We start from the raw sequence: 17,981 nt of genomic DNA, 5'->3' as shown, positions 1-17,981 counted from the left end.
TTTCCAGCCATTCCTGATCGCTGCGTCGTCGGTGAGCCATGATCTTATCTCCTTATTAGTGAAGATAAGATCATAAGTCTGGTGCCTGGCTAATTGAATGTGTGCTTTGTGGGGCGCTTACTTTGCACCTGCTCATCTGTTAGTTTCAGTTCCATGTTGACTCCTCGCTGTACCAATGGTGTTGCGCATCAATTTAACAATTCTCGATTTCGTATAATAGTGAAATGTTTTAACCTAGCTCAGAGTTGTCCATTTCTGAGTTGGCGGTAGTCTTATTGGTTACATAAAAGCATTTAATACAGCAACTTAGCACCTACGTTCACAAAAAGCACTCTAAAGATCAGTCTCTACAACGATATGTCTATATCAATGAAGTAATCCATGTACGATCTTACCTGCATTTACGAAAACACTACAGCGTTCAGCGAACCATAGATGGACTGAAATTAGCATGCACTATCACTTGATGATCAGAATTTGCATTACTTGTTGGATATAGGGAATGGAATTAGATTTATATACCAAACTCGCAAATGTACATTCCGATTTGGTGGTTACAAAAAAATAGTTAATACAAACACTTAGAATTTTCGTTCACGAAAAACACTATAGTTTGCCCTCTAGGGCATATTCCCAGCGAACATCGGACGAACTGAAATTAGCATTAAAGCGGCATCCTGATCGGGATTTGCATTAAACCAGATCAGGATTTGCATTTTACTGAGCTTAGGGAACTGAATTAGATATATCAAATGCATAAATGTCCAATAGTGTACTAAATCGAACAGGAGCTGCACATTGTGTCCAATTACATGTTATGGCATATTGTACGTTCTGTAAGTCGTCTTCTCGGAAGTGTCAGAGCGTGTATGAGCCACTACATCTTAAATCAAATCCTTTGGACCAATAATCTTATTGCCTTAACTTAAGGAGATGCCATTGAGAATTCTATACCTCGATCTACATGCACTCCTGTATTCAATTGACTACTTGAACAAACACGAAGATGTGTTTGATTCGTTTAAGTCGCAAAAGCCATTTTGCTCCACAGACACCTTTCTACTAAATGTTGAACCCGATAGGTTAGGTGCCCAAAAACTAGCCGCCGCCGCATTCGAAGCTGGCCTTCTCCTATATCCAACTGGCAATAATTACACTAGAGATTTGCTTGTTAAGCACAATGTATTCCCTGATCTCCAATTAGCACCATATGTGGATGTAACGTCGAAGGTGAGACCGGATGATCATGATCCAATCAGGCGCATGTTTGCCCACGCTAATGCACTGGAAGCTGAGTGGTTTGTATGCGGAGATATTGCATCTGATGAACGATTTAAGTCATTTCCGCATCGTTATCTAGTGAGTCGGTTTGATGAAGGTGTCAGTGATGAGCTGATATCAAAGATAATTGCTACTAAGGCTTGATGACATACGTTTAGAGTACTTGTGTTAACAGATGAACAAGAAATGAAATGCCGAATGCTGGGAGCCGCCAAACTCCCGGCTCAGCCCCCAGCGATACTGCAACATCTTTGGGGTTAGTGACACGGTTATTGTAGCCCTTTAATATTAGGTATATTTCTATTACCTATCAAGTACTTCTTGAGCTTTGTCTTGCTGCGCTTTTGTATTTTCGAGATTATCAGACAATGTTTTAACGTTTTGATTAGTTGCTATCCGTTCTGCAATGATGTAATCCATGTACGATCTTACCTACGTTCACAAAAACACTACCCCCTTCAGCGAACCATGGACGAACTGAAATTAGCATTGCCTGTAGAACTTAGGGAACGGAATTAGATATATATCAAACACGCAAATGTCCAGAGACGTGCCTACACGATAAGTCCAAGCATATTTTTGCCCTATTACGTACTGACACCATTTCAGGATTCGGAACTCTATAGAGTGAACCTATGTATGATCTGATTCGAACTTCCACGCCATAGTAATTCAGGATCGTACTTATCTTGCTCAAACTTACCATCAATTAGAACATCTATATGCTCTACTATGGATCTTTGATCTGAAGACAGTTCATCTATGGTATAACCAGTCCACATCCAAATATCTTTATCAGGACATTCCTCTTTCACTCTAACCACCAGTTTATATATGCTCGCAGTGTTTGCAGGGTGTAGAGGGTCACCACCTGATAGTGATAGTCCGCGCCTCTTAATGCGCGTATCTTTAAGGTCTTTGATTATCTGGTCTTCCATCTCTTGGGTAAATGGGTGGCCAGAGTTAGGATTTAACGTTGATTTGTTGTAACAGCCTCGGCAGTTATGTTCGCACCCTGCTACAAACAGGGTGCAACGTGTACCTTCACCATTAACAACATCAACTTGCTGATATTTATGGTAATTCATTAGTTTTTACATGTGTTTAACACGTCTAATAACTTCTTCTTGCTTACCAGAGTTAAATGGTCGAGCGTCAGGAGAACCCAAGTATCCACAAACACGACGTGTAACTGATACCTTTTTAGGATCATGGTTTCCACATTTCGGACAAGTGAAGCCTTTGCTCGTACACTCGAACTCACCTGCAAAACCACACTCGTAACACTCATCAATCGGAGTGTTAGTGCCGTAGTAAGGAACTCGGTCGTAGCTGTAGTCCCATACATTCTCCAGAGCTTCGATATTGCGCTGCATGTTAGGGAACTCGCCGTAACAAATGAAACCACCACTCGCTAGTTCTGGGTATGGCATCTCGAAATCGATCTTGTCGTATGGATTAACTTTCTTCTGCACATCAAGGTGGAAGCTGTTCGTGTAGTAACCTTTGTCCGTAACGCTATCTAGCACACCAAACTCCTTGGTATCTAGTGAGCAGAATCGTGTACACAAGTTTTCAGAAGGTGTGCTGTACAAGCTGTAGCCCCAACCGCTTTGTTCTTTCCAGCCATCAACTTTGTTCTTCAGGAACTTAACGATATCGATACCTTTCTGGCGCAGAACTTCATTATCGAAAATGTGCTCACCATCTTTGGCATATAGTGCGTTGATAGTCTCGTGAATACCGATATAGCCCATCGAAATAGAGGCACGGCCATTCTTGAAGATGTCTAGTACTTCATCATCTGGGTTTAGGCGAACACCTAAAGCACCTTCGGTGTATAGAATCGGTGCTACGCGAGCTTTCACACCACGAAGTCGATCAATACGTGTCTCTAGTGCACGGCGAACAAGTTCAGTACGCTCCTCCAAGATTTCGTAAAACTTAGCTTCGTCACCATTTGCCTCAATAGCAATACGTGGCAGGTTAAGGCTCACTACGCCAAGGTTATTACGTCCTTCATGAACTTCATTGCCATTCTCATCTACGTAACGACCTAGGAAACTACGACAGCCCATTGGGGCCTTAAATGAGCCAGTAACTTCTACAACTTTGTCGTAGTTCAGAATGTCTGGATACATGCGTTTTGAAGCACATTCTAGAGCAAGTTCCTTAATATCGTAGTTTGGATCTTCTTTCTTAAGGTTGATGCCATCTTTGATTGTGAACAACAGTTTAGGGAAAACCGCAGTCTTCTTGTTTTTACCTAATCCCTTTATTCTATTCTGGAAAATAGACTTTTGAATGAGTTTAGATTCCCAGCTTGTCCCTAGACCAAGGTTCACACTCAAGAACGGGGTCTGCCCATTACTTGAGAAAAGCGTATTGATCTCGTACTCAAGAGATTGGAATGCATCATAGACCTCTTTCTCTGTAAGTTTACGCGCATAAGCCTCAGGGTTCGGCACATCCCACTCTTTTGCCGTAGCAAGGTGCTTCTCATGACTTGCTGTAACGTAAGGTGCTAGTACCTCATCTAGTCGGTTCAATGTAGTGCCACCATAAGTATGGCTAGCTACTTGCGCTACTATTTGGGCAGTAACAGCTGTAGCTGTTTGGATTGACTTAGGTGTGTCGATTTCTGCGTTACCCATGCGGAAACCGTTCTTCAGCATGTTCTCTAGATCTACAATCATGCAGTTGAACATCGGGAAGAATGGAGAGTAATCCAGATCATGATAATGGATTTCACCATTCTCATGTGCTTGAACGATGTCACGCGGTAGCATGTGGTGCTTTGCGTAGTGCTTAGAGATGATACCTGCAAGAAGATCGCGCTGTGTCGGAATTACTTTGCTGTCCTTATTTGCATTTTCATTCAGTAGGTCAGCGTTGCTTTGCTCTACCAAACCAGAAATTTCAGCACTTAATGCACTTGCTTTTTCACGTTGTATATCACGGTCATGGCGATACTCAATGTAAGCACGAGCCACATCTTCATCGACATGCATTAGTTCTTTTTCTACTAGAGACTGGATCTCACAAATCTCAATCTCGGTTCTGCCATTCATCTTCTCGCATACGTTAGCGGCAACAATATCGCCAAGTTCGCGCTTAGGGCAGTTGATGCTTTCTGCTGCTGATTGAACAGCATTCTTAATTAGTTGAGCGTTAAAGGTTGCTTTTGCACCGTCACGTTTAACCACAACTGCTGATTCGTGTTGCTTCATAATCATGTTCATTTCTCCTTATAGTTTTAGTTTTTAAGCTGCAATTTGAAAGGCTTGTTTTTGAAGGTTTTGCTTTTTCGCAAACTCACGAGAGCACTCTCGTGAAAAAACAGCCAATTCAGCTAGGTGAAATGAATTCTGTAGTGCCATTGAACCAGCTAGTTTAGAGGCTTGTAGTGCAAGTGAGAAGTGTCCTTGAGAGAAACAGTACGCACACACACATAGAAGTTTCATAAAGTTCTTTACTACATAATGCCCATTCGCCGTGTGTAGTGTGTTTACTTCGTATTCAAGAGATTGGAATGCGTCGTAACACTCTTTCTCTGTGCGCGCTTTAGCAAACTCTTCTGGCTCAGCAATGTTCCACTCTTTCGCGATTTCTAAATGCTTTTCATAGCTCGTGATGACGTAAGGTTCTAGCACTTCGTCAATACGGTTGATGGTCGTACCGCCATAAATATGGCTAGCTACTTGCGCAATAATTTGCGCTGTTACTGCGGTCGCAGTTGAAATCGATTTAGGCGTATCGATTTCTGCATTACCCATCTTGAAGCCGTGCGTTAGCATGCCTTTCAAATCGATAAGCATACAGTTAAACATTGGGAAGAATGGCGCGTAATCCAGATCGTGGTAGTGAATGTCACCCACTTCGTGTGCTTGAACCACATCACGAGGCAGGATGTGCGTTTTCGCGTAGTGCTTCGCCACGATACCCGCTAAAAGGTCACGCTGAGTTGGGATAACTTTGCCGTCTTTGTTCGCGTTTTCGTTGATCAAATCAAGGTTACTTTCTTCAATCAAGCCTTCGATTTCACGAGTTAGTGCACTTTGCTTTTCACGCGCGATGTCGCGGTCATGGCGATATTCAATGTAAGAACGTGCTAGGGCTTTGTAAGGACCTTGCATGAGCTCATTCTCGACTAAGTCTTGAATCTCATGGATGTGAACTTCATCGTGATCTTTTAGCTGTAACTCGACAGCAAGAGCGACATTAAGAGCATAAATGGCGACATCTTTATCTTTGTTTTCCGCTGCCGCTTCAACTGCTGCTTGGATACGATCCCTGTTGAACGGAGCTCTTGAGCCGTCACGCTTGATTACGATTGGTTTCACTTTCTTCTCCTTACCCCAGCATACTCACAGAGTTATCCACAAACACACTATATGGGGTTATTTTTTATTCTGCTAACACAATATATTGTGGCGTATTTAACGAAAAGCACCACTTGAAAACATTGATTTTGATCAATAAAGATCGGCTAGCGGACAAGAACAAATCGATCTTATTGGTACTGATCTCAGTTGAGAAGAAAACCATGAAAATTGCAAAATTGGTACGAAATCTACTTGCTTTTTTTAGAGCGCTTATAGGATAAAGGTTGGAAAGGAATACGCTAAAATCCAGGAGTGAAACAAGCCAATATGCGATCACTATTTGTTACTGCCTTATTAATTTTTAGTTCAACGTCACTTGCTCAAAACTCCATCAACTTAACCAGTTGGAATATAGAATGGCTGTCTATAAATGGAGGTAAGGTTTCTAGAACCAGTGACGATTTCGTCAAACTCAATCAATATGTGGATAAAACTCAAGCCGACATCATCGCCTTTCAAGAGGTCGACTCCAAAGCCGCCGTTCAAAAAGCCGTAGGCGATGGCTACGCGATTTACCTCTCTGATCGAGCTCAATCAAACAATAAGCACCTTCAGTTTTCTGATACCAACCAGTACACCGGTTTTGCTGTGCGCAAAGACATTGAAGTGTCTGATCCAGCAGACTTCTCAATCACGCGTGGTAATAGCAAGTTGCGCTTTGCCAGCTACATCGTCGTTAACCAAAACCAAAAGGACGAGCTTCACCTGCTCTCTGTGCATTTAAAAGCAGGATGCAGCGGAGCATATAAAAACAACCGCAATTGCCAAACACTGAGCCAACAAGGAGAAGCACTTGCGAAATGGATGAGCGAGAGAGAAAAGAAAAAGCAGCAGTACGCCGTAATGGGCGATTTCAATCACAACTTGTCGTATCAACGTGATTGGCTGTGGGCGATCATGACGCTTGGTAACGATGCACAATTGGTAACGCGAGATACCAAAGCCGATTGCAAGGTTCGCTCAAATAAGACCCCAAGAAAAACACACCAATTCCGCTCTTTGATTGATCACATTATTGTTAGCCCGCAAATAAAAGCGAAAAACGCGCATCAAACTCTGTTCAGCTCACAAGATGTTTTGGATTACAAACTGAGTGACCATTGTCCTGTAAACACAACGGTAACGCTTAACTGAACGAACAAAGTAGCCCAGCATCATGCTGGGCTACTTTATGTTGTTACCTGTTAGATAGACGTTTGATTGGTTAACGAGAGAAACCGTTCTATCAAAGCGATCTTGGATTCAGCAGTACGACGTCACCCTGCTTTAACCCCGTTCGCACTCTCCCCAACTCTCCAAGCTGAATAAGCCGAGTTTCTACCTCACCGCTGTCTTGCACCACTTTTACGTAGTCCAATTGGCCAACTTGGTAAACCGCCTCTTTTGGCACGCGAAGTACAACATCGTCGGTCAAGGTCAACGCGACTTTGGCGTATGTACCTGGATAGATAGCCGTTGGCGGCTCAAATTGAAGCTTTACGGTATAACTGCGCGAGTTGGCATCTGCCGACGGCGTCACTTCTTTTACAGCCGCTTGCGCATTGAGGTTGTAAGACGGGAAAACAACGTCCACTTCTTTATCGTAAGTCACATAAGGCATGACAGACTCAGCAAAGTTCACCTCTATTTCCAACGAGTTTGGATTGTACATTGATAAAAGCAAAGCCCCCGGCGTCGCGGTATCACCTTTGTTGATGGGCTTTTGCGTGATCAAGCCATCAAACGGTGCAGTAATGATGCTGTAGCCAAAGGTCGTTTCCGCCTCAGAGACCGCCGCTTGCGCTTTATTGAAGTTGGCTTGTGCGGTTTGCAACGCACTTTCCGCTTGGTCAAATTGCGATTGAGGGATCAGCTTTTTGTTTAAAAGCGCTCTGACACGAGAAAACTCCTTTCTCGCCGCATTGAGCTGCGCTTGTGCAGAGGATAAAGCCTGCTCACTTTGACGAACTCGCGCGTCGAGATCATCGCTTTCTAGCCGCGCCAACACGTCTCCTTGCTTCACTCTATCGCCAACCTTCACCAATACCTCCATCACCGATGCCGTTAACCGTGCCGCGATATCGGCGTGCTGCTCTGCAACGACGACGCCCGGAAACTCTCGAACAACCGATTCGCTGGTTAACATCAGTTGATGTGTCTCTGCGTTATTTACATCAATCTGGTTGGTTTTCGCGTCATGTTCGGTCGGCAACTTTTCTGTAAAAAAACCAGCCATATAGAGAAAAAGAAGCGCGAGTATGGCAAACAGAATCACGCCTAACCATTTGGTATCTAATTTCATTGCTCTTCCTCCATCTGAGGTAATCCATGTCCTTTGGTGTTTTGGTATGCAAGGTTATAAACCACCGGAACCACAAGCAGCGTAAAGATGGTCGAGGCGGTAATACCGAATATGATTGCCCAAGCCAAACCGTTAAAAATTGGGTCTAGCGTAATCACGACGTTACCCAGTAACGTTGTACCCGCGGTCAGCAATATTGGCCGCATACGAACAACACCAGATTCAATCAACGCATCATGTAAACTACGACCTTCAGCCAGCGATTGCTGAACAAATTCAATCAAAACGAGTGAGTTACGCACCACAATCCCTGCTAGCGCAATCATGCCGATCATCGCGGTCGCCGTGAACAGCGCTGGGTTCGGGTAATTACCGATGTCACTGCTTAACACATTCAAAATCCAGAACCCCGGCATAATCCCAATCACGGTCAGGGGTATCGCCAGCATGATGATGCCCGATACCGCAGGTAAACCAGTTTGAATCAACATCACCACAAATACGCCAAGCAGCGCAGCGCCATAAGCAATGCCTAAATCGCGGAATACGTCCACTGTGATTTTCCATTCCCCCTCACCACTCCAAACCACTTCGATGTTGTCTGGCACGCTCCAAGTGACACCAGCGCCATTGCTCAAGTACGTGCGATCTTGCCAGTGACGATGCACATCTTCCGCGTGAGTTGTATCTTGGTCAACCATCACATCGGCAATCACTTCACCCGGAACACGCCCAACTACCTCGGCGTAGACATACACAACAGGCTTGAGGTTTTTATGGAAAATCGGTTTGTCCGCTGCGCGTTTCACAAAATGACCGACTTCAGACAACTGCACGATAGGCTGAGGAGCATCCACAACCGCCCCATTGGATTCTACTTTTGCAATGCCCGGACGGCCTCGCACATAAAGCTGCTCGAGTTGATTCAGGTTATCTCTGTCTTCGCGTCGGAGCTGCACTTCGATAGGTAGTGGTTCCACTTCTCTTGGATCGGCGATATAACCGAGCACTTTGGCGTTCGCGGCGGTAATAAGCGTGTTATTGATATCAGCAACAGAAACACCAGACAGCGCCGCTTTTTCTTGATCAACGATGAATTGCCACGTTTCTAAATCACCTTGGATGCTGGTATCCACCTCAGAAACCAACTGTTCTTTGCGAAGCCTATCCGCGACTTTCTCTGCTTGGATCATCAGATCTTCATAAGATGTCGCTTCATCACCGTAAACTTCTGCCGTAATGGTGGCGATAACAGGCGGGCCTGGTGGCACTTCGACTAGCTGCACGTCAGCGTCAAACTTATCTGCAATCTGCTCTAAATCCGCCCTGAGTCGTGTCACCAGTTCGTGTGATTGCATTGCGCGCCGATTCTTCTCTGCAAGAACGACTCGAAGCTCGCCTTGGTATGGTTCGCTACGCATAAAGTAGTGGCGCACCATGCCGTTGAAGTCCATTGGGGAAGCGGTGCCTGCAAAGCCCGACACACTTGTCACTTCCGGCACCGTCATTAAATAGTCCGTAAAGCTCGACAGAGCGTTGGAGGTATCCACAAAGCTTGAAGACTCTGGCATGTTTAATACCAATTGGAACTCATTTTTATTGTCATAAGGCAGCAACTTGAGTGGAACTAAGCGAAGTGCTGGCAACAATGCTGCCGAGACGAACAACAAGGCAACCAAACCAAGGAAAAGCCACGCTTTCTTGCGACTTTCAAGTAACGGAATCAACACACCACGATACAAACGATACATCGGCGAAGATTGGATGTCATAGTGGCCGTTTTCCTCAGCACCTTTGAGTAGCTTCTTGGCAAGCCAAGGCGTGATCATAAACGCGACAACGGTACTAAAGATAACGCTGATCGGAACGTTGAACGCCAGTGGCGCCATGTAAGGCCCCATCATCCCAGAGATAAAAAACATCGGCGTAAACACGATCACGATTGCGACCGTCGACATTAACAAGGCGCTACGAATTTCTGCCATGGCGAGAACAATCGCATTGGCTCGTGTTAGATTTTTGCGTTTGAGGTAGCGTTCAATGTTATCGATACTGGCAATCGGGTCGTCCACGATCAAACCTAGCGCCAAAATCAATGCAAAGAGCGTGACTCGGTTGATGGAATAGCCAAATGCCAAGTCCATCCCGAGCGCGGCACCATAGCTAATTGGAATCGCGATGCCAACCACCAATGCACTTCGCCAGTTCAAGAACAAACCAACAAACACCACGACCGTTAGAATCGAAATACCAAGGCTTGATACCAAATTGTTTACTTTTGCGTTCGCTGTTTCGCCATAGTCCCGAATGACTTCAACTTGTACTTGCGGAGGAAACTGCTCGGATTGAAGCTCCGCCAGTTTATCCCGAACAGACTGAGCCACGTTAACCGCGTTCGAGCCTTTTTGTTTAGCGACAGAAATGAACACCGCTGGGTATGCTTCATCGTGGTTTTTATCGCGATACCAAGTATCGGATGTTGCCTCACCTTCACCGTCGTAAATACGCGCGACATCTTTCAAGTAAACGGGTTTGCCATTGAGCACCGCGATAACAAGATCGCCTACCTCTTCGGCGTTAGTCAGAAACCGTCCCGACTCCAATGTGTAATTTTGCCCGTTTACGCGAACGCTCTTGCCTTGGGTTTTGCTATTACTGAACTGAATGGCCTGTTCGAGGTCATCGATGGTTACTTTGAAGTTTGCCATCGCAACGGAATCAAGCTCTATCTGGATTTTTCTCGGCTCACCGCCAATCACTTCCACCTTGTTGGTGGCATCCAATGATTTAATACCTAACGTGGCTTGGTCTGCAATACGTCTCAGCTGATGGCGATCGAGAAGGTCTGGATCGGTGGAATAAATTGCGGCAACAACAATGGGTACATCATCGATTTCAACAGGCTTTACAAGCCAGTTGGTGACAGAAGGAGGAACTTTGTCTTGGTTGGAATAGAGTTTGTTGTAAAGCTTAACCAAAGCATCTTCGCGGTTTTCGCCGACATAGAAACGAACGATGACTTGCGCAGCACCTTCCATTGACGAAGAATAAACGTACTCCACACCGTCAATTTGGCTAACAAGCTTTTCTAATGGTTCAGTGATTTGATTTTCGACTTGAGAAGCGCTGAGTCCGGGAGCCGAAACCAATACATCTGCCATCGGCACAACGATTTGCGGGTCTTCCTCTTTCGGGGTCAACCACAAGGCCGCAGCACCGACCACAAGCGCCAGTAAAATCATGATCGGAGGGAAAAAGCTGTTCATCACAGACTGAACAAAACTTCGCTTTAGTTTGTCGGGCATCCTTTCCCCTCCATATCAGATTGATTGTTTACGCGTTCGCGGTTTTCATCTTCTTCGCGTTACGGTTAGTAATGATCGCTTTCGCGAACAGAGATCCAACTAACATCGCAAGGAAGAACACTACAATGCTCACGTTGCCTAATGCCAGACTCGCAACCGCAGGGCCAGGACAAATACCTGCCAAACCCCAACCTAAACCAAAGATCGCCGCACCAGATAACAAACGTCCGTCGATGTTCTTATTGGTTGGTGTGCAAAACGCTTCACCGCTAACTGATTGTTTTCTCGGCTTGATGATTAAAAAATAGCTTGGCATGAATACCGCGAGTGCGCCGCCCATCACAAAAGCCAAACTTGGGTCCCAACTGCCAGAAATATCTAAAAATCCAATGACTTTAGCTGGGTCGATCATGCCGGACACCGCCATGCCCATACCGAATAACACACCGCTCAAAAGAGCAGAAAAACGAAAAATAGTCTTGTTCATGGAATCTCTCTTAAACTAGGTGAAGTCGAACGAATACCGTTAGGCCAGCGACGGCCATAAATACACAGGTCGCCACAATAGAGCGCTTAGACAAACGGCCCATGCCACAAATGCCGTGTCCGCTAGTACATCCGTTACCCAGTCTGGTCCCGATTCCTACCAATAAACCAGCGGCAATCACCATCCCTAAAGAAAGGTTCGCGGTACTAGGAACCGCAACGCCCAACATCAGAACGCTAATCAAGCCACCAGCTATCATTCCAACCGCAAAAAGCAATCGCCACGAATAATCGCCTTTTTTCGGTGACATAATGCCATTCATAATTCCACTTATTCCGGCAATTTTACCGTTAACCAACAACAATATAGTGGCGGAGATCCCTAACAAAATGCCACCAAACAACGATTCCCATGGAATAACGTTTAACATTATTTACCTCTAAAATCTTAGCTACGAATTAGTTACAGAAAACGCCATGAAGCGCTTTGATTAATGACTCAACTCTCGGTTCTGACAACGAATAAAACACTTGCTGTGATGCCTTACGAGCCGTGATCAATTTGTGCTTGCGAAGCACCGTTAAGTGCTGTGAAAAGGCGGATTGGCTAAGGAACGAGTTCTTTTGCAGTTCCCCAACACCAACTTCACCTTGGGTCAGTTGGCACAACACCATTAGCCTTTCCGGATGTGCCATTACTTTTAGGAGATCAGCAGCTTCATTGGCATTGCCTTTCATTGCTGCTACATCCATATCTGTATAGCTCATGACTCACCTCTATATTAAAAACTAAATTAGATATTACTAAAACAATATCTTTAGTCAACACTAAATTAGCAATGATGAATTTAGACAAATTAACATTAGACATTTCTAATTTAGTTAATTATAGTGATGAACATCAAAGGATGGCGTTCTCAGTTTGAGAGTACGAAGGAGAAGAGTTATGACGTTAGAAAATGCAGTACGAGTTTTTGCAGGCACGATGGTATTGGTCTCGGTCATACTAACCGTGTTCGTTCACAGTAACTTCATTTGGTTCACCGTGTTTATCGGCGTTAATCTTATTCAAAGTGCTTACACGGGAATCTGCCCTGCTGCTTATTTTTTAAAGAAATTTGGTTTTAGATAATCTAGAGCGTAGTGACCTTTCACACTGGCTATTCGTGAAGGTCAGCTCGCCCTAAAACTTGGAGTTAAAAATGACTAAGATCTTAATCGTCGGTGGTGTTGCAGGTGGTGCATCTGCGGCGGCGCGTGCTCGTCGTCTGAGCGAAGATGCCGAAATCATCATGTTTGAACGTGGCCCATTCGTTTCATTAGTCAACTATATGATAGACGACATTAAAAATAGTTTAGCACTGCTCTTAATATAATCTTAAAAACAAACAAAAATTCACTTGTTTTCGAGTGTATTATTGTTTGTTTTTTACTCGCTAAGTTGGAGTGTCTATATGACCAAAATTCTCATTGTCGGTGGTGTGGCTGGCGGTGCATCAGCAGCAGCCCGCGCTCGTCGTTTAAGTGAAGATGCAGAAATTATTATGTTCGAACGAGGTAGTTTCGTGTCTTTAGTCAACTATATGATAGACGACATTAAAAATAGTTTAGCACTGCTCTTAATATAATCTTAAAAACAAACAAAAATTCACTTGTTTTCGAGTGTATTATTGTTTGTTTTTTACTCGCTAAGTTGGAGTGTCTATATGACCAAAATTCTCATTGTCGGTGGTGTGGCTGGCGGTGCATCAGCAGCAGCCCGCGCTCGTCGTTTAAGTGAAGATGCAGAAATTATTATGTTCGAACGAGGTAGTTTCGTGTCTTTTGCTAACTGTGGATTGCCTTACCACATCGGTGGTGATATTACCGATCGCAGTAAATTATTACTACAAACCCCAGAGAGCTTTTTAGCAAGATTTAACGTTGATGTTCGCGTAATGAATGAAGTGGTATCTATCGATCGCGACAGCAAAAGTGTGACAGTTAAAAACCTTGTCGACGGAAGTGAATATACTGAAAGCTATGACTTTCTACTGCTTAGCCCAGGTGCTGGACCTGTTGTGCCACCAATCCCAGGTATCAACAATCCACTGACTCATTCGCTACGTAACATTCCAGATATGGACCGTATTATTCAGACTATCCAGATGAACAAGCCAGAGCATGCGACGGTTGTTGGTGGAGGATTTATTGGCCTAGAGATGATGGAAGCTTTCCACCAGCTAGGCATTAAGACCACCTTAATCGAAATGGCCGATCAGGTGATGACGCCAGTCGATCATGAAATGGCAGGATTTGCACACGCAGAGATTCGTCAACAAGGTATCGACCTCAAATTGGGCGTAGCGCTGCAAGCTGTCGAATATGTACCCAATGAGCATATTGCCAGCTTTGGTTCGGGTGAAGACGAAGAACACCAACACATCGAAGGTGAATTGAACCTAACGCTCAATAACGGCGAAACGCTAACCACTGATATCTTAATCATGGCTATTGGCGTTCGTCCAGAAACTAAGTTAGCTCAAGAAGCAGGACTTAAAATTGGCGAGCTAGGCGGAATCTACACCAATGAGTCGATGCAAACTAGTGATCCAAGTATCTACGCGGTCGGCGACGCTATTGAAGAAAAAGACTTTGTCACTGGTAGCCAAACCTTAGTACCTCTTGCAGGACCTGCTAACCGTCAGGGTCGTATGGCCGCAGACAATATGCTGGGTCGTACAGAGTCTTACAAAGGGACTCAAGGAACCGCAATCTGTAAAATCTTTGACCTCGCAGTTGCCTCTACGGGTAAAAACGAGAAGCAACTTAAGCGTGAAGGCATTGACTACGAAAAGGTCTACGTACACACAGCAAGTCATGCTAGCTACTACCCTGGTGCTGAGATTGTGTCATTTAAGATGTTGTTTGATCCAAGCAATGGCAAAATTTTCGGTGCTCAAGCAGTCGGTAAAGATGGCGTAGATAAGCGTATCGATGTCATGGCGGTTGCGCAACGTGCGGGTATGACAGTTGAACAGTTACAACACCTAGAGCTTACTTACGCGCCACCATACGGAAGTGCGAAAGATGTGATCAACCAAGCGGCCTTTGTTGCCAACAACATCATCAAAGGTGACTCAACACCAATTCACTTCGATGAAATGGACTCGTTGACTGACGAGCAGGTGCTGCTAGATGTGCGTAACCCTGGCGAGCTTGAAAGCGTTGGTTTCATCAAGGATGCGATTAACATCCCTGTCGACCAATTGCGTCACCGTATGAACGAACTACCAAAAGACAAAGAGATCATCATCTATTGTCAAGTGGGCTTACGCGGTAATGTCGCTTACCGCCAGTTAGTCAACAATGGCTTTAAAGCACGCAACTTAATCGGTGGTTACCGTACTTATAAATTCGCCCAGATGTGATCGGCTCCCATCTAAATAGAAAAATCACCACCGCCTCGGCGGTGGTTTTTTATTGACAAAAGTATAAATATTGGAATGGCGGTCCACAAGACATCCACTGGTGTGACGGCAGACGAACAAAGTCACCCGCACCTTATATCTCTGATATTAATAAAAAATATGATTATAAAAATGGGTGTTTCCAAGACATTCACTGATGTGATTGTAGCTTCGGCTATTTCCCTAGCTACACTTTGGGAGCTATGTACGCGGCTCAGTTTATGGCGGCAATGAAGAAAACAGTGGATGTGGATATGGTTATCCGTAGTGGTGATCTAACGCCTATTTTCAATTGGTTATCAGATAACATCTGGAGTAAAGGCAGCTTATTCACTACCGACGATTTGGTGACACAAGCCACTGGTGAAAGACTTAATCCTATGCATTTCAAACAGCATTTAACAAATCGCTACCTGTAATTTGTTTATTTCCTTGCGAACAGTTGCATAACTGTTCGCACTTTACATCTATATTGTGTAGGAATGTCGCTATACCCGTGATCATTGAAGATGCTTGATTTCTGATGAAATCAGGATCATGCTACACACCATGAAAATAATACTGACTCCCCAACAGAAACAGCAACTCGAAGAGATGCACGATTCAACTCGTGATGGTCGAGTGCGTGACCGCATCAAAGCGGTTTTACTCGCGTCTGAAGGCTGGAGTCAGACGATGATTTCTCAAGCTCTTCGTATTCACGAATCGACCGTTGCTCGTCATCTCAGTGATTATGTTCTCTCTGAAAAACTTAACCCTGAAAATGGTGGTAGTCAGAGTCGACTTTCTGATGTCCAAACCATGCAGATTACCGAACATCTGGTTGAGAAGACTTACTTTCATACAGACCAAATTGTCGCTTATGTAGAGGCTGAATTTGGCATTCGCTATACCGTTGCTGGCATGAATAAGTGGCTACATCATCACGGCTTCTCATATAAGAAGCCGAAAGGTGTACCGCACAAGTTTAATCCAGAGATGCAGCAAGCCTTTATCGAATACTACAACGAGACGCTAAAAAGCAGCGAAGACCCTGTGTTATTCATGGATGCCGTTCATCCTACACAGTCAACAAAACTCAGTTATGGCTGGATACGAAAAGGCCAAGACAAAGTGATTGAGACAACAGGCAGTCGGACTCGTCTTAATATTATCGGTGCGTTACCGCTTCAAAATATTGGCGCAACCGCGACAGAAATGTATGACACAATAAACAGTGAGAGCATCGTTCGCTTCTTCTGGAAGCTCAAAAAGGAACATTACCCGTTGGAGCAAAAAGTTCACCTAGTACTTGATGGCGCTGCCTATCATCAGTCAGAGCTGGTGAAAAATGCGGCAAAAGTGCTCAATATCGAGCTTTATTACTTACCACCTTACAGTCCAAATTTAAATCCAATATACCGAATCAACTTGAAGATGCTGGCTTGAGAACCTGAAAATTATCATTAATTCGAGATGTCAAAGAGCCTGCGATCTCTGGAAGAGTCACTGCAAAAAATTGGTCTATTGCCGCCTTGAAGTCCCGTTTTCTTTTGAAGTAAACGTTGTTCCTCGACTTCTCATTCATTACTTTCCATAGCCGCTCGATTGGGTTGAGGTTTGGACTGTAAGGTGGAAGATAATGCAGTTCAATATTCAGGACAAACGCCGCATCTTTGACTAAGTCACTGCGGTGATATCCCGCACCATCCAAGATGATATGAAGCTTATGAGCTAAGGGATAACTCTTTCTTAACTCACAGAAAAAGCGAACAATCGACTCACTGTTAATGCTCTCATAGTTGTGAACAATGGTTGCTCCAATATCCGACAAGTTCAGTGCGCCAATAATGTTCAATCGGCTACGATTACCCGTTGTTTCAATCACTTTATCCTGACCAGTTCGTATCCAGCCATGAGATATTTTTGTTGATAGTGTTGGGTGGACTGCGTCGATAAAGACTATCGATTCATCCTTGCCACAGCTTGCCTTTAACGCTTCATAAGCCTCTATAAATGCTTGCTGTTGTGCTTCATCAAACTTGTGTGGTACGCCTTTCGGTTGCTTGTAGCTAAAACCATTGTGGTGAAGCCATTTATTCATACCAGAAACCGTGTAATCCAGTCCAAATGTCTCTTTAACGTAAGTGACAATTTGATGCGTATGAGAATAGGTTTTCTCAGTCAAATGCTCGATTAGGTGCATGGTTTGAGTAGCAGAAAGCTTGCTTTGGCTTCCGCCATTTTCAGGCTTAAGTTTTTCAGAAAGAACGTAGTCGCTGAGATGACGAGCAACGGTCGATTCATGAATACGAAGAGCTTGTGAAATCATAGTCTGACTCCAGCCTTCAGAAGCCAGCAAAACAGCCTTAATACGGTCGCAAACTCGACTATCACGTTCAATGTCGTGCATTTGTTCGAGTTGCAGTTTCTGTTGAGGAGTCAGTGTAATTTTCATGGTTCGTAGCATGATCCTGATTCTATCGAAAATCAAGCATCTTCAATGATCACGGGTATAGAGCGGCTTTGGAAAGTGATGAATGAGCATGTGAGGAATAATATTTACTTCCCCTCCAAGTCGGCATTTACTTCAGCCATCAAAGAGTTTTTCGATGCGACATTACCAAAAGTTGCAGGCTCACTCGTATCCAGAATTACGGATAATTTTCAGATATTGAAACCTGCATGTTCAAGTTGAATAGGTATAGATGATATGTAGTACAATTAAAATAAATTAACTTTAGTCTTGATGATGGTTATAAGTGAAAATTTGTAGCTTAAATTAATTTGTCTATATATCAACAAAGACCAAAAC

13 protein-coding genes and 4 pseudogenes are annotated in these 17,981 nt (G+C 44.2%); 8 read left to right on the top strand and 9 right to left on the bottom strand.

What is annotated here, in order from left to right; all coding sequences use genetic code 11:
• Positions 1 to 1,901: 1,901 nt before the first annotated feature.
• The 3 genes and pseudogenes from nrdG to nrdD (NL643_RS16880) all read right to left on the bottom strand — a co-directional run.
• Positions 1,902 to 2,369 (bottom strand): anaerobic ribonucleoside-triphosphate reductase-activating protein, encoded by a 468-nt coding sequence (nrdG, locus tag NL643_RS16890; protein ID WP_029796034.1) that lies wholly within the window; start codon positions 2,367 to 2,369, stop codon positions 1,902 to 1,904.
• A 6-nt stretch (positions 2,370 to 2,375) separates the two neighbouring features.
• Positions 2,376 to 4,511, bottom strand: coding sequence for an anaerobic ribonucleoside-triphosphate reductase (nrdD, locus tag NL643_RS16885; protein WP_029796033.1), 2,136 nt, complete (start codon positions 4,509 to 4,511; stop codon positions 2,376 to 2,378).
• 255 nt (positions 4,512 to 4,766) lie between these two features.
• Positions 4,767 to 5,624, bottom strand: a pseudogene (nrdD, locus tag NL643_RS16880) (anaerobic ribonucleoside-triphosphate reductase); the annotation flags it as partial.
• Positions 5,625 to 5,933: 309 nt separating this feature from the next.
• On the opposite strand from nrdD (NL643_RS16880), the gene NL643_RS16875 reads away from it, so the two are divergent.
• Positions 5,934 to 6,800, top strand: coding sequence for an endonuclease/exonuclease/phosphatase family protein (locus NL643_RS16875; protein ID WP_085343788.1), 867 nt, complete (start codon positions 5,934 to 5,936; stop codon positions 6,798 to 6,800).
• A 91-nt stretch (positions 6,801 to 6,891) separates the two neighbouring features.
• Here the strand turns inward: NL643_RS16875 and NL643_RS16870 are convergent, their stop codons facing one another.
• From NL643_RS16870 to NL643_RS16850, 5 genes are read right to left on the bottom strand one after another with little or no spacing between them, the layout of a single operon-like run.
• Positions 6,892 to 7,947, bottom strand: coding sequence for an efflux RND transporter periplasmic adaptor subunit (locus NL643_RS16870; protein WP_005394544.1), 1,056 nt, complete (start codon positions 7,945 to 7,947; stop codon positions 6,892 to 6,894).
• A complete protein-coding gene (locus tag NL643_RS16865; protein ID WP_253644867.1) occupies positions 7,944 to 11,252 on the bottom strand; it encodes an efflux RND transporter permease subunit in 3,309 nt (1,102 codons plus the stop codon). The genes NL643_RS16870 and NL643_RS16865 overlap by 4 nt, the downstream gene beginning before the upstream one ends.
• Before the next feature lie 28 nt (positions 11,253 to 11,280).
• Positions 11,281 to 11,739 carry a YeeE/YedE family protein gene (locus NL643_RS16860; protein ID WP_005460965.1) on the bottom strand — a complete coding sequence of 153 codons (459 nt, stop codon included), beginning with the start codon at positions 11,737 to 11,739 and terminating at the stop codon, positions 11,281 to 11,283.
• Positions 11,740 to 11,749: 10 nt separating this feature from the next.
• Positions 11,750 to 12,169: a YeeE/YedE family protein gene (locus NL643_RS16855; RefSeq protein WP_005394547.1), complete on the bottom strand. Its 420-nt coding sequence runs from the start codon at positions 12,167 to 12,169 to the stop codon at positions 11,750 to 11,752.
• 28 nt (positions 12,170 to 12,197) lie between these two features.
• A complete protein-coding gene (locus tag NL643_RS16850) occupies positions 12,198 to 12,506 on the bottom strand; it encodes a metalloregulator ArsR/SmtB family transcription factor (RefSeq protein WP_005460911.1) in 309 nt (102 codons plus the stop codon).
• Positions 12,507 to 12,684: 178 nt separating this feature from the next.
• Here NL643_RS16850 and NL643_RS16845 point away from each other — a divergent pair, with 178 nt between their 5' ends.
• The 6 genes and pseudogenes from NL643_RS16845 to NL643_RS16820 form a co-directional block, all read left to right on the top strand.
• On the top strand, positions 12,685 to 12,870 hold the full coding sequence (locus NL643_RS16845) for a DUF2892 domain-containing protein (RefSeq protein ID WP_005460908.1): 186 nt from the start codon (positions 12,685 to 12,687) through the stop codon (positions 12,868 to 12,870).
• A gap of 70 nt (positions 12,871 to 12,940) precedes the next feature.
• A complete protein-coding gene (locus tag NL643_RS16840) occupies positions 12,941 to 13,114 on the top strand; it encodes a hypothetical protein (RefSeq protein WP_023585161.1) in 174 nt (57 codons plus the stop codon).
• 78 nt (positions 13,115 to 13,192) lie between these two features.
• Positions 13,193 to 13,366, top strand: a complete 174-nt coding sequence (locus NL643_RS16835; RefSeq protein WP_253644870.1) for a pyridine nucleotide-disulfide oxidoreductase — start codon at positions 13,193 to 13,195, stop codon at positions 13,364 to 13,366.
• 78 nt (positions 13,367 to 13,444) lie between these two features.
• Positions 13,445 to 15,148 (top strand): FAD-dependent oxidoreductase, encoded by a 1,704-nt coding sequence (locus NL643_RS16830; RefSeq protein ID WP_253644866.1) that lies wholly within the window; start codon positions 13,445 to 13,447, stop codon positions 15,146 to 15,148.
• Between the two features lie 146 nt (positions 15,149 to 15,294).
• Positions 15,295 to 15,606, top strand: a pseudogene (locus tag NL643_RS16825) (carboxypeptidase M32); the annotation flags it as partial.
• A gap of 130 nt (positions 15,607 to 15,736) precedes the next feature.
• Positions 15,737 to 16,594: pseudogene (locus NL643_RS16820) on the top strand (IS630 family transposase); the annotation flags it as partial.
• Here the strand turns inward: NL643_RS16820 and NL643_RS16815 are convergent.
• Positions 16,593 to 17,624, bottom strand: coding sequence for an IS630 family transposase (locus NL643_RS16815; protein WP_001927356.1), 1,032 nt, complete (start codon positions 17,622 to 17,624; stop codon positions 16,593 to 16,595). The pseudogene NL643_RS16820 and the gene NL643_RS16815 sit on opposite strands and share 2 nt — an antisense overlap.
• 57 nt (positions 17,625 to 17,681) lie before the next feature.
• On the opposite strand from NL643_RS16815, the pseudogene NL643_RS16810 reads away from it, so the two are divergent.
• A pseudogene (locus NL643_RS16810) lies at positions 17,682 to 17,864 on the top strand (IS630 family transposase); the annotation flags it as partial.
• Positions 17,865 to 17,981 lie beyond the last annotated feature (117 nt).

Origin of the sequence: Vibrio sp. Y42_MX_L11 (assembly GCF_024181785.1) — a bacterium.
Classification (GTDB): Bacteria; Pseudomonadota; Gammaproteobacteria; order Enterobacterales; family Vibrionaceae; genus Vibrio; species Vibrio diabolicus.
This window is presented reverse-complemented; position numbering and strand designations above follow the sequence as displayed.

Coding starts and splice junctions, on each gene's coding strand:
- nrdG (WP_029796034.1), bottom strand. CDS start 2,369: ATGAATTACCATAAATATCAGCAAGTTGATGTTGTTAATGGTGAAGGT.
- nrdD (WP_029796033.1), bottom strand. CDS start 4,511: ATGAAGCAACACGAATCAGCAGTTGTGGTTAAACGTGACGGTGCAAAA.
- NL643_RS16875 (WP_085343788.1), top strand. CDS start 5,934: ATGCGATCACTATTTGTTACTGCCTTATTAATTTTTAGTTCAACGTCA.
- NL643_RS16870 (WP_005394544.1), bottom strand. CDS start 7,947: ATGAAATTAGATACCAAATGGTTAGGCGTGATTCTGTTTGCCATACTC.
- NL643_RS16865 (WP_253644867.1), bottom strand. CDS start 11,252: ATGCCCGACAAACTAAAGCGAAGTTTTGTTCAGTCTGTGATGAACAGC.
- NL643_RS16860 (WP_005460965.1), bottom strand. CDS start 11,739: ATGAACAAGACTATTTTTCGTTTTTCTGCTCTTTTGAGCGGTGTGTTA.
- NL643_RS16855 (WP_005394547.1), bottom strand. CDS start 12,169: ATGTTAAACGTTATTCCATGGGAATCGTTGTTTGGTGGCATTTTGTTA.
- NL643_RS16850 (WP_005460911.1), bottom strand. CDS start 12,506: ATGAGCTATACAGATATGGATGTAGCAGCAATGAAAGGCAATGCCAAT.
- NL643_RS16845 (WP_005460908.1), top strand. CDS start 12,685: ATGACGTTAGAAAATGCAGTACGAGTTTTTGCAGGCACGATGGTATTG.
- NL643_RS16840 (WP_023585161.1), top strand. CDS start 12,941: ATGACTAAGATCTTAATCGTCGGTGGTGTTGCAGGTGGTGCATCTGCG.
- NL643_RS16835 (WP_253644870.1), top strand. CDS start 13,193: ATGACCAAAATTCTCATTGTCGGTGGTGTGGCTGGCGGTGCATCAGCA.
- NL643_RS16830 (WP_253644866.1), top strand. CDS start 13,445: ATGACCAAAATTCTCATTGTCGGTGGTGTGGCTGGCGGTGCATCAGCA.
- NL643_RS16815 (WP_001927356.1), bottom strand. CDS start 17,624: ATGAAAATTACACTGACTCCTCAACAGAAACTGCAACTCGAACAAATG.